Source organism: Variovorax sp. GW821-FHT10B04 (assembly GCF_059415645.1).
Map to the genome: position 1 here is coordinate 295828 of NZ_JBWKNQ010000003.1, position 11968 is coordinate 307795.

Annotated in this window: 14 protein-coding genes; 13 read left to right on the forward strand and 1 reads right to left on the reverse strand. The window is 68.4% G+C overall.

Annotated elements, in window-relative coordinates; translation table 11 throughout:
• Positions 1 to 94: 94 nt before the first annotated feature.
• On the reverse strand, positions 95 to 1780 hold the full coding sequence (locus tag AC07PZ_RS09595) for a long-chain fatty acid--CoA ligase (RefSeq protein ID WP_495294823.1): 1686 nt from the start codon (positions 1778 to 1780) through the stop codon (positions 95 to 97).
• Positions 1781 to 1968: 188 nt separating this feature from the next.
• Between AC07PZ_RS09595 and AC07PZ_RS09600 the strand changes: the two genes are divergently transcribed.
• The 13 genes from AC07PZ_RS09600 to AC07PZ_RS09660 all read left to right on the forward strand — a co-directional run bounded on the left by AC07PZ_RS09600 (position 1969) and on the right by AC07PZ_RS09660 (position 11946).
• Complete coding sequence (locus AC07PZ_RS09600; protein WP_495294824.1) at positions 1969 to 2772, forward strand: GntR family transcriptional regulator; 804 nt, start codon at positions 1969 to 1971, stop codon at positions 2770 to 2772.
• Positions 2769 to 3560, forward strand: coding sequence for a transporter substrate-binding domain-containing protein (locus AC07PZ_RS09605; protein WP_495294825.1), 792 nt, complete (start codon positions 2769 to 2771; stop codon positions 3558 to 3560). The genes AC07PZ_RS09600 and AC07PZ_RS09605 overlap by 4 nt, the downstream gene beginning before the upstream one ends.
• 18 nt (positions 3561 to 3578) lie before the next feature.
• On the forward strand, positions 3579 to 4235 hold the full coding sequence (locus AC07PZ_RS09610) for an amino acid ABC transporter permease (protein WP_495294826.1): 657 nt from the start codon (positions 3579 to 3581) through the stop codon (positions 4233 to 4235).
• A gap of 9 nt (positions 4236 to 4244) precedes the next feature.
• Positions 4245 to 4898, forward strand: a complete 654-nt coding sequence (locus tag AC07PZ_RS09615; protein ID WP_495294827.1) for an amino acid ABC transporter permease — start codon at positions 4245 to 4247, stop codon at positions 4896 to 4898.
• Positions 4882 to 5661: an amino acid ABC transporter ATP-binding protein gene (locus AC07PZ_RS09620; protein WP_495294828.1), complete on the forward strand. Its 780-nt coding sequence runs from the start codon at positions 4882 to 4884 to the stop codon at positions 5659 to 5661. The genes AC07PZ_RS09615 and AC07PZ_RS09620 overlap by 17 nt, the downstream gene beginning before the upstream one ends.
• Positions 5662 to 5869: 208 nt before the next feature.
• Positions 5870 to 6331 (forward strand): P-loop nucleotide/nucleoside kinase family protein, encoded by a 462-nt coding sequence (locus AC07PZ_RS09625; RefSeq protein WP_495295161.1) that lies wholly within the window; start codon positions 5870 to 5872, stop codon positions 6329 to 6331.
• 33 nt (positions 6332 to 6364) lie between these two features.
• Entirely contained in the window at positions 6365 to 6862 is a 498-nt protein-coding gene (locus AC07PZ_RS09630; protein ID WP_495294829.1) for a GNAT family N-acetyltransferase, read from the forward strand.
• Between the two features lie 19 nt (positions 6863 to 6881).
• The gene (locus AC07PZ_RS09635; RefSeq protein ID WP_495294830.1) at positions 6882 to 7775 is read left to right on the forward strand and encodes a LysR family transcriptional regulator; all 894 of its coding nucleotides are present in this window, start codon (positions 6882 to 6884) and stop codon (positions 7773 to 7775) included.
• A 115-nt stretch (positions 7776 to 7890) separates the two neighbouring features.
• Positions 7891 to 8859, forward strand: a complete 969-nt coding sequence (locus tag AC07PZ_RS09640) for a Bug family tripartite tricarboxylate transporter substrate binding protein (RefSeq protein WP_495294831.1) — start codon at positions 7891 to 7893, stop codon at positions 8857 to 8859.
• A gap of 2 nt (positions 8860 to 8861) precedes the next feature.
• Complete coding sequence (locus AC07PZ_RS09645; protein WP_495294832.1) at positions 8862 to 9830, forward strand: M14 family metallopeptidase; 969 nt, start codon at positions 8862 to 8864, stop codon at positions 9828 to 9830.
• Between the two features lie 35 nt (positions 9831 to 9865).
• On the forward strand, positions 9866 to 10447 hold the full coding sequence (locus AC07PZ_RS09650) for a YceB family lipoprotein (RefSeq protein WP_495294833.1): 582 nt from the start codon (positions 9866 to 9868) through the stop codon (positions 10445 to 10447).
• Entirely contained in the window at positions 10444 to 11460 is a 1017-nt protein-coding gene (locus AC07PZ_RS09655; RefSeq protein ID WP_495294834.1) for a glycerophosphodiester phosphodiesterase, read from the forward strand. The genes AC07PZ_RS09650 and AC07PZ_RS09655 overlap by 4 nt, the downstream gene beginning before the upstream one ends.
• A gap of 42 nt (positions 11461 to 11502) precedes the next feature.
• Entirely contained in the window at positions 11503 to 11946 is a 444-nt protein-coding gene (locus tag AC07PZ_RS09660; protein WP_495294835.1) for a hypothetical protein, read from the forward strand.
• Positions 11947 to 11968: the final 22 nt, after the last annotated feature.

An 11968-nucleotide genomic window follows, 5' to 3' on the forward strand; every position in this document is an offset into this window, starting at 1 on the left:
GGAACCGGCTTCGCCGGGCCGCTGGTGTCGCCCCCGGAAGGGGTTGGCGAAGCGACACGCAGTGCGCGAAGCCTGGGGGAGAGCCTAGGGAGCCCTAGACCTCGGCTTCCTGCAGGAGCCGCCACATGACCTTGCCCGCGCCGCTCTTGGGCAGTGCATCGACGAACTGCACCTGCCGCGGCGCCTTGTAGACCGCCATGTTCTCGCGGCACCAGTCGATGATCTGCTGCGCGGTCGTGTCCTTGTGGGTCGGACGCAGCACGACCACGGCCTTGACCGACTCTCCACGGTACGCGTCTCGCGTGGCGATCACGCACGCCTCCTGGATGGCCGGGTTCTTGAACATCAGCAGTTCGACCTCCGCCGGCCAGACCTTGAAGCCGCTCGCGTTGATCATCCGCTTGAGCCGATCGGTGATGAAGAAGTAGCCGTCCTCATCGACCCGCCCCATGTCGCCGGTGCGGAAATAGCGCCTGCCCTCGAACTCCACGAAGGCCGCGGCCGTCGCATCGGGCCGCTTCCAGTAGCCCTGGAACACCTCGGGCCCGCAGGTGATGATCTCGCCCGATTCGCCCACCGGCATCTCCTTCAGGGTGTCGGGGTCGACCACGCGCGAGTCGCTGCTCATGTACGGAATGCCCAGGCACTGCTGCTTCGGGTTCTCCGGCGGATTGGCATGCGAGGGCGCCGCGGTTTCGGTCAGGCCGTAGCCTTCCTGGTAGCGCAGGCCGTACTGCTCGAACAGGCGCTGCGCCACGGCTTGCGGCATCGCCGCGCCACCGCCGCCGATGTAGACCAGACCGCTCAGGTCGAAGCTCGCATAGTTGGGGCTGCCCATCAGGTCGATCACCATCGTCGGGATGTTGGTCCAGCTCGTGACCTTCCAGCGGGAGATCAGCCGCCCCGCCACCTCGCGGTCCCAGCGCGGCATGATGACCAGCGTCGCCGCACAGAGGATCGCCGTGTGCATCATGCTGACGACGCCGGTGATGTGGAACATCGGCACCACGGCCAGCACCACGGTCTCCGACGAGCCGGTGCCCCAGAGCTGGCCGGCCACGGCGTTGTGCATCAGGCTCGAATGGTGGTGCACGCAGCCCTTCGGCAGGCCCGTCGTGCCGCTGGTGTAGGGAAGCAGCGCCATGTCGTTGGCGCCCACCACGTGCGGCGGCGCCACATGGCTCGCAGCGAGCGCGTCGCGCCAGTGCATCGCGGTGCCGCCGTCGAGTTCGGGCAGTGGATGGCGGGTGAGCAGCCAGTCGCGCCAGGCGGCGGCGGGCGCCTCGTCGCCGGTGACGTCGGCGTCGAACGCGTCGGTGAACTGCGTGACGATCATGTGCGCCAGCCGCTGGCCGGGTTCGAGCGCGTTGCTGGCCTTGGCGAGCTCCGGTGCCAGGTCACCGGTGGTGATGGCGACCTTCGCGTCGGGGTCGACGATGTAGTGCTTGAGCTCTTCGGCCCGGTTCATCGGATTGACCGGAACCACCACCGCATTGGCCCGCAGGATCGCGAAATGCGCGATCACGAGCTGCGGACAGTTCTGCATGTCGAGGATCACGCGGTCGCCGCGCTGCACGCCCAGCGCGTGCAGCGTGCCGGCCAGTTGCTCGACCTGCGCCGCGGCGTCGCGGTAGGTGACGACGCGGCCGAAGAACACCAGCGCCGCCTTGTCCGGATAGCGGGCCGCGGCCGTCGCCAGGTTGTGCCAGAGCGAAGTCGCAGGCACGGTGATCGAGTGGGGTAGCCGAGCGGGCCAGAACTTGTGATGCGGGCGATCCATGGAGCCTCCAATAAGCCAGCCGAGGCTACGCCCAGTGCACCCTGCACCGCATGAGGGAAGGCCCGCAGTGCGTCGCCTGCGCGACGCACCAGCAACCGGCGACCGAAACGCCGGCCGGCGTCCGGCAGCGTCTTTTGGTGCATCTTGCTTGCATACAAGCAGGCACGGAAACTGCTGATCTGGAGGCAATGTCCATCTCAGCGTCCGAAATCAGTGCGCGCATCGTCGAAGCGGTGATGGCGCGCAAACTGCCGCCCGGCTCGCGCCTGGGCGAACAGCAGCTCGCCATGCTGTTCGACTGCAGCCGCACCATCGTCCGCGAGGCGCTCACCCGCCTGGCGGCGCGCGGCATCGTCACCGTCACGGCGCGCCGCGGCTGGTTCGTCATCGAGCCCTCCGAGGACGAAGCGCGCGAGGCCTTCGGTGCGCGGCACGTGATCGAGCTCGGGCTGATCCGCAGCGCCGGCACCATCGACAAGGCGGCGCTGCGCAAGCTCAAGGCGCACCTGCAGCGCGAGAAGAATTCCCTCAAGGAAGACGACGTGGGCGCACGCAGCTTCCTGCTGGGCGACTTCCACGTCTGCCTGGCCGAATGCCTGGGCAACACGCTGCTGGCCGACACGCTGCGCGACTTCACGGCGCGCACCACGCTGATCGCGATGCTCTACCAGTCGCAGCACGACGCGGTGCAGTCCTGCGAGGACCACGTGCGCATCGTCGACGCCCTTGCGCGTGGCGACGCCGCCGCCGCCGAGGCCCTGATGGCCGAACACATCGGCACCGTGCGCTCGTCGCTGCGCATGCAGCTCCACAACGATCCGCTGGCGCAGTTGCGCGACGCGCTGGCGCCATTGCAGACCGCGGCGAGCGGCAGCGCCAAGACACCAGCCTTGCATACAAGCAAGGCCAAGCCGCGCGGCAAATCGAAGGCCGCGGCACCCGATCCCTCTTCACCCGACGACTCTTCCACTTATCTAGGAGCTTTGCTATGAGGTTTTCGAAACGCCAGTTCGCGCTGTGCCTGGCTTCGGTCGTCCTGTTCGCCGCTGGCGGCGCACAGGCACAGAGCGCCCTCGACGGCGTCATGAAGTCGAAGACGATCAAGATCGCCATCCCGACGGACTACCCACCCTACGGCTCGGTCGACAAGACCATGAAGCCGCAGGGCCTCGACGTCCAGATGGCCGAGCTGATCGCCGCCAAGATGGGCGTCAAGCTCGAACTGGTGCCGGTGACCAGTGCCAACCGCATTCCCTACCTGCAGACGAAGAAGGCCGACCTCGTGATTTCCACGCTCGGCAAGAACGCCGAGCGCGAGAAGGTGATCGACTTCAGCGCCGCCTATGCACCGTTCTTCCAGGGCGTGTTCGGCCCGAAGTCGATGAACATCAAGACCTTCGCCGACATGGCCGGCAAGTCGGTCGCCGTGACGCGCGGCGCGATGGAAGACCAGGAGCTCGCCAAGGTCGCGCCGTCGAACGTCGACTACAAGCGCTTCGAGGACAACAACGCGACCATCGCCGCCTTCGTCGCCGGGCAGACGCAGACGCTGGCCGCCAGCGGTGCCGTCGCGGCCGAGATGATCTCCAAGAACCCGCAGCTCAACGCCGAATACAAGCTGCTGCTCAAGGACAGCCCGTGCTTCGTCGGCATCGCCAAGGGCGAGGACGCCCTGAAGGCCAAGGTCAACGAGATCATCGCCACGGCCAAGAAGGACGGCACGCTCGACGCCATGTCGCAGAAGTGGCTCGGCAAGGCCGCCGGCGACCTGCCCCTCTGATCGCGGACCTCCATCATCATGGTCTTCGATTTTGGAGCCGTCCTGGTCGACTGGCCGCTGCTGGCCAAGGGTGTGGCGTGGACGATCGGCCTGACGGCCATCGCCACCGTCATCGGCATGGTCGTGGGCGTCGCCTGCGCCTGGTCGCGCACCAGCGGGCCGCTGTGGCTGCGCTGGATCGTGGGTGCGTATGTGGAGCTGATCCGCAACACGCCCTTCATCGTGCAGCTGTTCTTCATCTTCTTCGGCCTGCCGGCCGCCGGCTTCAAGCTGTCGCCCGAGACCGCCTCGGTCATCGCGATGGTCGCCAACCTCGGCGCCTATTCGACCGAGATCATCCGTGCCGGCATCGAGGCCACGCCCAAGGGGCAGATCGAAGCCGCGGTGAGCCTCGCGCTCAACCGGATGCAGGTGTTCATGCGCGTGGTGCTGCCGCCGGCGCTGAAGAAGGTGTGGCCGTCGATGGTCAGCCAGATCATCATCGTGATGCTGGGCTCGGCCGTCTGCGGTCAGATCTCGGTGGAAGAGCTGAGCTATGCCGCCAACCTGATCCAGAGCCGCAACTTCCGCGCGTTCGAGGCCTTCATCATCGCCACGCTGATCTACCTGGCGCTGTCGGTCGCACTGCGGCGGCTGCTCGACTGGGCCGGCCCCCGGTTCTTCTTCGGCCGCTGAGGACATCCCATGACCGAATTCACCTTGTGGGACATCCTGCGCAACCTGCTGCTGGCGCTGCGCTGGACGGTGGTGCTGTCGCTGATCGCCTTCGTCGGCGGCGGCGTGGTCGGCGGACTGCTGCTGTTCCTGCGCCTGCGCGCAGGCCGGGCGATGGAACGCCTCATCAAGTTCTACGTGCAGTTGTTCCAGGGCACGCCGTTGCTGATGCAGCTGTTCCTGGCCTACTTCGGCCTGGCGCTGATGGGGGTCGACGTGTCGGCATGGACGGCCGCCACGGTCGCCCTCACGGCCTACACCAGTGCCTTCCTCACGGAGATCTGGCGCGGCTGCGTCGCATCGATCCCGAAGGGGCAATGGGAAGCGTCGAGCAGCCTGGCACTGAGCTTCGGCGAGCAGTTGCGCCACGTCATCCTGCCGCAGGCCGTGAAGATCGCGACCGCACCGACCGTCGGCTTCCTGGTGCAGGTGGTCAAGGGCACGGCGCTGGCGTCGGTGATCGGTTTCGTCGAGGTCACCAAGGCCGGCAGCATGATCTCGAACGCGACCTTCCGCCCCTTCGTCGTGTTCAGCTGCGTCGCCCTGCTCTATTTCGCGCTGTGTTTCCCGATCAGCCTGTTTGCCAAGCACCTCGAAAGGAAAATCAATGTCAACCGTCGCTGAAGCGCCCAAGACCGCCGTGCATTCGGCCGCGCCCATCGTCCAGATCACCGCGCTGCGCAAGTCCTACGGCACCAACGAAGTGCTCAAGGGCATCGACCTCACCGTGAAGCGCGGCGAGGTGATCGCGATCATCGGCAAGAGCGGCTCCGGCAAGAGCACGCTGCTGCGCTGCATCAACGGGCTCGAGGTGTTCCAGGAAGGCTCGCTCACGGTCGACAGCAAGCCGCTGCTGCACGAGAGCGCGATGGCCATGCGCGAGCTGCGCCAGCACGTCGGGATGATCTTCCAGAACTTCAACCTGTTCCCGCACCTCACGGTCGGCAAGAACGTGATGCTCGCGCCGACGCTGGTGAAGAAGCGCGGCGGCATCGAAGCCGCGTCGCAGGCCCGCAAGCTGCTCGCGCGGGTCGGCCTGGCCGAGAAGTTCGACGCCATGCCCGACCAGTTGTCGGGCGGCCAGCAGCAGCGCGTGGCGATCGCGCGCGCACTGGCCATGGAGCCCGCCGTGCTGCTGTGCGACGAGATCACCTCGGCACTCGACCCCGAACTGGTGGGCGAAGTGCTGCGGGTGGTGGAGTCGCTGGCCGACGAAGGCATGACGCTGCTGATGGTCACGCACGAGATGAGCTTCGCGCGCAAGGTCAGCGACCGCGTGATCTTCATGCACCAGGGACGCGTGCACGAGATGGGTCCGCCGGCGGACCTGTTCGGCAATCCGCAGACGCCGGAGCTCAAGCAGTTCCTGTCGTCGCTGCACGACTGACGCGCAGCGGAACCGGGCTATCCTCGCACCATGGCCTGCCTGCAGATCGCATCGCGAATTCACACCATTCCGAACGGAGTGGTGGGTTAGCGCGCGGACCGATCGAGGCCATGCAACCCGCCCCAGGAGGCGGGTTTTTTCTGTCTCCCGGGGTCTTCCGCAAATCCCGAGGAGATTGAAATTGACGATATCCACGCCCGTCCTTCACATGGTCTGCGGCAAGATCGCCGCCGGCAAGTCCACGCTGACACGGCGACTGGCCAGTGCACCCGCCACCATGCTGATCAGCGAAGACGCGTGGCTCGACGCCCTGTATCCGGGCGAGATCCACGAACTGTCCGACTACGTGCGCGCCGCAGGCCGACTGAAGCAGGCCATGGCCGGCCATGTCGCAGCGCTGCTGTCGGCCGGCGTGTCGGTGGTGCTCGACTTTCCGGCCAACACGGTTGCCAACAGAACCTGGGCTCGCGGCATCTTCGAAAAGGCCGGGGCAACGCACCAGCTTCACTTCCTCGATGTGCCTGATGCCGTTTGCAAGGAACGCCTGCGCGCCCGCAATGCCGGCGGCGAACATCCGTTCGAGACGAGCGATGCCGAATTCGATCTGATCACCAGCCACTTCGTCGCGCCGTCGGCGCAGGAGGGCTTCGAGATCGTTCGCCACGCGTGAAGCCCGGGGCCGCCATCGCTATGCTCTGACGCGATGCAGATCGACCAAGCCCTCCCCGCCGAAGCCGCAACCGTCGCGGCCGTCCTCACCGAAGCCGCACAGTGGCTTGCCGCAGGCGGCCGGCCGCTGTGGTCGGCGACCGACATCGGCCTGGAGACGGTCCGGCGCGGCACCGACGCAGGCAGCTACTTCATCGCGCGGCAGGACGGTGAAGTGGCGGGCGTGATGCGGCTCGACCTGGAAGACCCGCATTTCTGGCCGGAGGTCGAAGCCGGCAGCTCGCTGTTCGTGCACAAGCTCGCCGTTCGTCGCGCCTATGCCGGGCACGGCGTGGCGGCCACGCTGCTCGCCTTTGCGCGCGACCACGCGCGGGGTATCGGCCGGCCCCACCTGCGGCTCGATTGCGTGGCCGATCGCGCGCCGCTGCGCACGTTGTACGAGCGCTTCGGCTTCTCGCTGCACAGCGAGATACGAAAGGGCGAGCGTTCCTTCGCACGCTACGTGCTGCCCGTGGCGCCGCTCGGCGCTTGACCAGGAAGCGGACGCCGCCATGCAGTTCAAGTGGATGGAAGACTTCATCGTGCTGGCGCAGACACGCAGCTTCACGCGTGCCGCGGAGCTGCGCCACGTCACGCATCCGGCCTTCGGCCGCCGCATTCGGGCGCTCGAGGCCTGGGCGGGCACGGCGCTGGTCGAGCGCGGCAGCTCGCCGGTCGCGCTCACGCCGGCCGGCGAGAGCTTCCTGGAAAACGCGAGCCAGATGGTGCGCGGCGTCGAAGGCTCGCGCCAGGAGATGCGCAGCGTGGCCGGCCGCCAGGCCCGCACGGTGACGGTGGCGACGGGCCGCACGCTGGCGCGCACGGTGATGGCCGACTGGCTCGTGCAGCTGCAGCCGGTGCTGCGCAACGGCGAGGTGCGCGTGCTGACCGGCGCGCTGTCGGAGACGGTGCGGATGCTGGAGCACAACGAGATCGATTTCTCGCTGCTCTTCCATCACCCGGCGCTGACGGTGCGGCTCGACGGACGGCAGTTCGCGCATCTCACGGTGGCGTCGGACAAGCTGGTGCCGGTGTCGCGCGCCGACGCGCAGGGGCGCCCCGTCCACAGCTTCGATGCGCCCGGCGACGTGCCCTTTCTGTCCTATGTCCGCACGCTCGCCATGGGCCGCCTGGTGGAAGACCTGCTGGCCCACAACCCGCATGCGCCGCACCTGCGGCAGCACGTCGAATGCGACTCCGCGGACGCCCTCTACGAATACGTGCTGCGCGGACTCGGCGTGGCGTGGCTGCCGTGGTCGATGGTCCAGGCGGACTGCAAGGCCGGACGGCTGGCGCCCACCGGCGGACGCCGCATGGAGGTGCGCTTCGAGGTCCGGCTGTACCGGCCGAAGCGCCGGCTCGGCGCGCTGGCCGAAGCCGTGTGGCAGGCCATGGCGGTGCGCTGAACGGCAGCGCCACCGGCCCGATCGGCCCAATCAGCACGAGGCCGTGCCGGCAAAGCACCACGGCGACGCATGCGGCTTCGCAGAATCCGGGCATCACCACCCACCCGAGGCCACGATGCGTTTTCAACCTGCTCTCTCCGCCTGTCTCGCCCTGGCCTTGTGCGGCATCGCCGCCCAGGCGTCCGCCGATACCTATCCCACCAAGCCGATCACCCTGGTCGTCGCCTATCCGCCAGGCGGTTCGACCGACCTGACGGGGCGTGCGCTCGGTGCCGAGCTGTCGCAGCGCCTCGGCGTGCCGGTGGTCATCGACAACGTGGGCGGCGCGGGCGGTGCCATCGGTGCGCAGAAGGTCGCCAACGCGGCACCCGACGGCTACACGCTGCTGGCCGGCGCCAGCAACGAACTGGCGATCGCCAAGCTGATCAGCACCAGCGTGCGCTACGAGCAGAAGGACTTCACTGCGATCGGCCTGATCGCGTCCCAGCCGCTGGTGCTGGTGGCGGCGCCGACGGCCAACGTGAAGAGCACCGACGAATTCCTGGCGCTGATCAAGAAGAATCCGGGCAAGTACAGCTATGGCAGCTCGGGCGTCGGCACCTCGCTGCACCTGGCCGGCGAGATGATCAAGCAGCAGGGCGGCATCGAGATGACGCACGTGCCCTACCGCGGCGTGGCGCCGCTCACCAGCGACCTGATGGGCGGCAACATCGACTTCGGCATGTTCGTGCTGTCGAGCGCGCTGCCCTACATCCGCAGCGGCAAGCTGGTGGCGCTAGGCACCACCGAGGCCAGGCGCTCGAGCATCACGCCCGACCTGCCCGCGCTCGGCGAAAGCGCCGCGCTGAAGAACATGGACATCGGCGTCTGGTTCGCGCTGGTGGGCCCGGCCAAGCTGCCCGAGCCGGTGGTCGCGCGCCTGAAGAAGGCCTTGGCCGAGACCCTGCAGTCGCCGGACTTCCGCAAGAAGATGGAAGCGTCCAGCTCGGTCGTCCCGACCGCGGCCGTGGACATCGACAAGTTCATCGGCACGGAGACGGCCAAATACAGGAACATCGTCCAATTCGCCAACATCAAGGAGTGAGCGTGTCCACTGCGTTCGAACTGCCCGCGCCCGACATCTCGGCCTGGCGCGCCGGCAACACCGGCACCGAAGGCGTCTGGCGCTTCGAGGCCGAGCGGCCCGGCCGCCACGTGATGATCTCGGCCCTCATTCACGGCAACGAGGTTTGCGGCGCCTGGGCGCTCAAGGGCCTGCTGGAGGCCGGTGTGCGCCCGCAGCAAGGCACGCTGACGCTCGCCTTCTGCAACCTCGATGCGTTCGACCGCTTCGACCCGGCAGACCACGATGCGTCGCGCTTCGTCGACGAAGATCTCAACCGCCAGTGGTCGCAGGACCGGTTGGACGCCGGCGGCACGCGCGAGCGGCGCCGTGCCGCGGCGCTGCAGCCGCATGTGGCGCAGGCCGACTGGCTGCTCGACCTGCATTCGATGCACGAGCCTTCGGCGCCGCTGAGCCTGACCGGCATCCAGCCGCGCAACCTGGCGCTGGCGCGGCAACTGCGCAGCCCCGAACACGTCGTGATCGACGCGGGCCACAAGGACGGCGTGCGGATGCGCGACTTCGGCCGCTTCGGCGCGCCCGACGCCGACCCCGCCACCGACGCGCTGGCCCTGCTGATCGAATGCGGCTTCCATGGCGACCCGGCCAGCCGCACGGTCGCGCAGGACCAGTGCGCGCGCCTGCTGCGGGCGGCAGGCACGCTCGGCGACGACGCCATCGCGCAGCAACTGCCCGGCTGGCTGCAGCCCGACGCACCGCGCCAGTGGGCACTGGACGTGACCGGGCCGGTGGTCGCGCGCAGCGAAGACTTCCGCTTCGCCAAGCCCTTCACCGGGCTCGAAGTGATCGCGCAGGCCGGCACCGTCATCGGCTGGAACGATGGCGAGCCGGTCACCACGCCCTACGACGACTGCGTGCTCGTGATGCCGTCGACGCGCCAGGCCAAGCCCGGCGTGACGGTGGTGCGCTACGCACGACGCAGGCTGCTCTGAAGAGAACTTTTCGGCTGTGGCAAGCTCTGCAGCGTATGGAACCCTGCGCCAAGCCCCTCACCTCCCGCCGCCGGCTGCTGCGCGCGCTGCTGGGCGCTGCGGCGCTGCAGGCGCCCTTCGCCGCGCTCGCCGGCTTCAACTTCTTCACCAGCGAATACACCGCGAGCCGCGCCGAACTGCAGGCGCAGATTGCCCGGCACTTTCCCGTCAACCAGCGCTATGCCGAGCTCTTCCTGATCGGCCTGCGCGACCCGCAGCTCGGCCTGGACGCGCCCAACAACCGCGCCGCCCTGACCGCGACGCTGACCATCGCCAGCCCGCTGCTCGGCCCGTCGCCGGTGCAGGGGCTGCTGTCGGTCAGCAGCGCGCTGCGCTACGACGCCGCCACGCGTTCGCTGCAGCTGGACCAGCCGAAGGCCGAGCGGCTCGAACTGCAGGGCCTGGAGGGCCGCGACGCGCAGCGGCTGCAGAAGATCGGGACGGTCGTGGCGCAGGAACTGCTGCAGGGCCAGGTGCTGCGCAGCTTCACGGCCGAAGAACTCACGGTCGGCCGCAAGACCTACGAGATCGGTGACATCACGGTGCTGGACGACGGCATCAAGGTCCAGTTGAAATGACCACTTTCCTGCTTTCACGGCGCGTTGCGGGCATCGCCGCCGCATGGCTGCTGGCCGGCTGCGCGGCCATCACGCCGCATGCCAGGCCGCACTTCGATCTCGAGGCCCATCGCGGCGGGCGTGGCCTGGCGCCCGAGAACACGCTGGCCGCGTTCTCGAACGCGATCGACCTCGGGGTGACCACGCTGGAGCTCGACATCGGCCTCACGGCCGACGGCGTGGTCGTGATCTCGCACGACACGGCGCTCAACCCCGACCACACGCGAGACGCCAACGGCCAGTGGCTCGCGCCGAACGGCGGCGCGACCATCCGCTCGCTCACGCTCGCGCAGCTGCAGACCTACGATGTCGGGCGCCTGAACCCGGCCAGCAACTACGGCAAGCAGTTCGCGTTGCAGCAGCCGCGCGATGGCGAGCGCATCCCGACGCTCGCCGCGCTGTTCGCACGGGTCAAGGCACGCGGCGACACGGCGGCCGGCGCCGTGCGATTCAACATCGAGACCAAGGTCGACCCGACCAGGCCGGACGAAACCGCTGCGCCGGAACCGATGGTGCGCGCGCTGCTCGCGGAAATCGACAAGGCCGGGCTGGCCGATCGCGTGACCATCCAGAGCTTCGACTGGCGCACCCTGGCGCTGGTCGGCCAGCTCGCGCCGCAGTTGCCGCGCGCCTACCTCACGACCCCGCGGACGCTGAAGGACAGCCGCTGGACCGCGGGCCTGGATGCATCGGGCTTCGGCTCGGTGCCGCAGATGGTCAAGGCGGCGGCAGGCACCACGCCGGGCCCGGTGATCTGGTCGCCGGCCTATGCCGACCTGACGCCAGCGGCCATCCAGGAGGCGCAGAAACTCGGCATGAAGGTGCTGCCCTGGACCGTGAACCAGCGCGCCGACATGCTGCGCCTCATGGACGCGGGCGCCGACGGAATCATCACCGACTACCCGGACGAGCTGCGCGACCTGATGCGCGAACGCGGACTGTCGCTGCCCTTCGCCGGCAAGTCGCAACCCTGAGCGCGCCGCTGCGCCGCTGCCATCGATTTATCATCCCGCCCCATGCGCACGCTGCTGCTCGCCCTCATGATCGTCCTGCTGCCCATTCGTGGCTGGCTCGGCGATGCCATGGCGGTGGAGATGGCGCGGCATGCGATGCCGGCCATCGCGGCGGCAGCGGCTTCGGACGCCGAGTCCGTCGCGGCCAGCGCGCATTGCCACGAAGCGATGGGCGCGGGCGACGACATGGCGAGCATGGCCGACATGGCCATGGACCACGCCACCGCACACGACGCCGGTGATGACCACGACGCGCAGCACGATGCAGGCGTCGGCCACCAGGGCTGCGGCACCTGCACCGTTTGCCAGGTCTGCCATACCGTGGCGCTGGGCGGCCTGCCGGCCGCCGCGATCGCCCATGACGCGCCCCAGGCGCCGCCCGCGTTTCGCACGGCACGCTTCGCCAGCGCAGAGCCCGTCCCGGGCCTGAAACCACCCATTTCCTGATCTCCCTGCCCGTAGTCCGTCC

Coding starts and splice junctions, on each gene's coding strand:
- AC07PZ_RS09595 (WP_495294823.1), bottom strand. CDS start 1,780: ATGGATCGCCCGCATCACAAGTTCTGGCCCGCTCGGCTACCCCACTCG.
- AC07PZ_RS09600 (WP_495294824.1), top strand. CDS start 1,969: ATGTCCATCTCAGCGTCCGAAATCAGTGCGCGCATCGTCGAAGCGGTG.
- AC07PZ_RS09605 (WP_495294825.1), top strand. CDS start 2,769: ATGAGGTTTTCGAAACGCCAGTTCGCGCTGTGCCTGGCTTCGGTCGTC.
- AC07PZ_RS09610 (WP_495294826.1), top strand. CDS start 3,579: ATGGTCTTCGATTTTGGAGCCGTCCTGGTCGACTGGCCGCTGCTGGCC.
- AC07PZ_RS09615 (WP_495294827.1), top strand. CDS start 4,245: ATGACCGAATTCACCTTGTGGGACATCCTGCGCAACCTGCTGCTGGCG.
- AC07PZ_RS09620 (WP_495294828.1), top strand. CDS start 4,882: ATGTCAACCGTCGCTGAAGCGCCCAAGACCGCCGTGCATTCGGCCGCG.
- AC07PZ_RS09625 (WP_495295161.1), top strand. CDS start 5,870: ATGGTCTGCGGCAAGATCGCCGCCGGCAAGTCCACGCTGACACGGCGA.
- AC07PZ_RS09630 (WP_495294829.1), top strand. CDS start 6,365: ATGCAGATCGACCAAGCCCTCCCCGCCGAAGCCGCAACCGTCGCGGCC.
- AC07PZ_RS09635 (WP_495294830.1), top strand. CDS start 6,882: ATGCAGTTCAAGTGGATGGAAGACTTCATCGTGCTGGCGCAGACACGC.
- AC07PZ_RS09640 (WP_495294831.1), top strand. CDS start 7,891: ATGCGTTTTCAACCTGCTCTCTCCGCCTGTCTCGCCCTGGCCTTGTGC.
- AC07PZ_RS09650 (WP_495294833.1), top strand. CDS start 9,866: ATGGAACCCTGCGCCAAGCCCCTCACCTCCCGCCGCCGGCTGCTGCGC.
- AC07PZ_RS09655 (WP_495294834.1), top strand. CDS start 10,444: ATGACCACTTTCCTGCTTTCACGGCGCGTTGCGGGCATCGCCGCCGCA.
- AC07PZ_RS09660 (WP_495294835.1), top strand. CDS start 11,503: ATGCGCACGCTGCTGCTCGCCCTCATGATCGTCCTGCTGCCCATTCGT.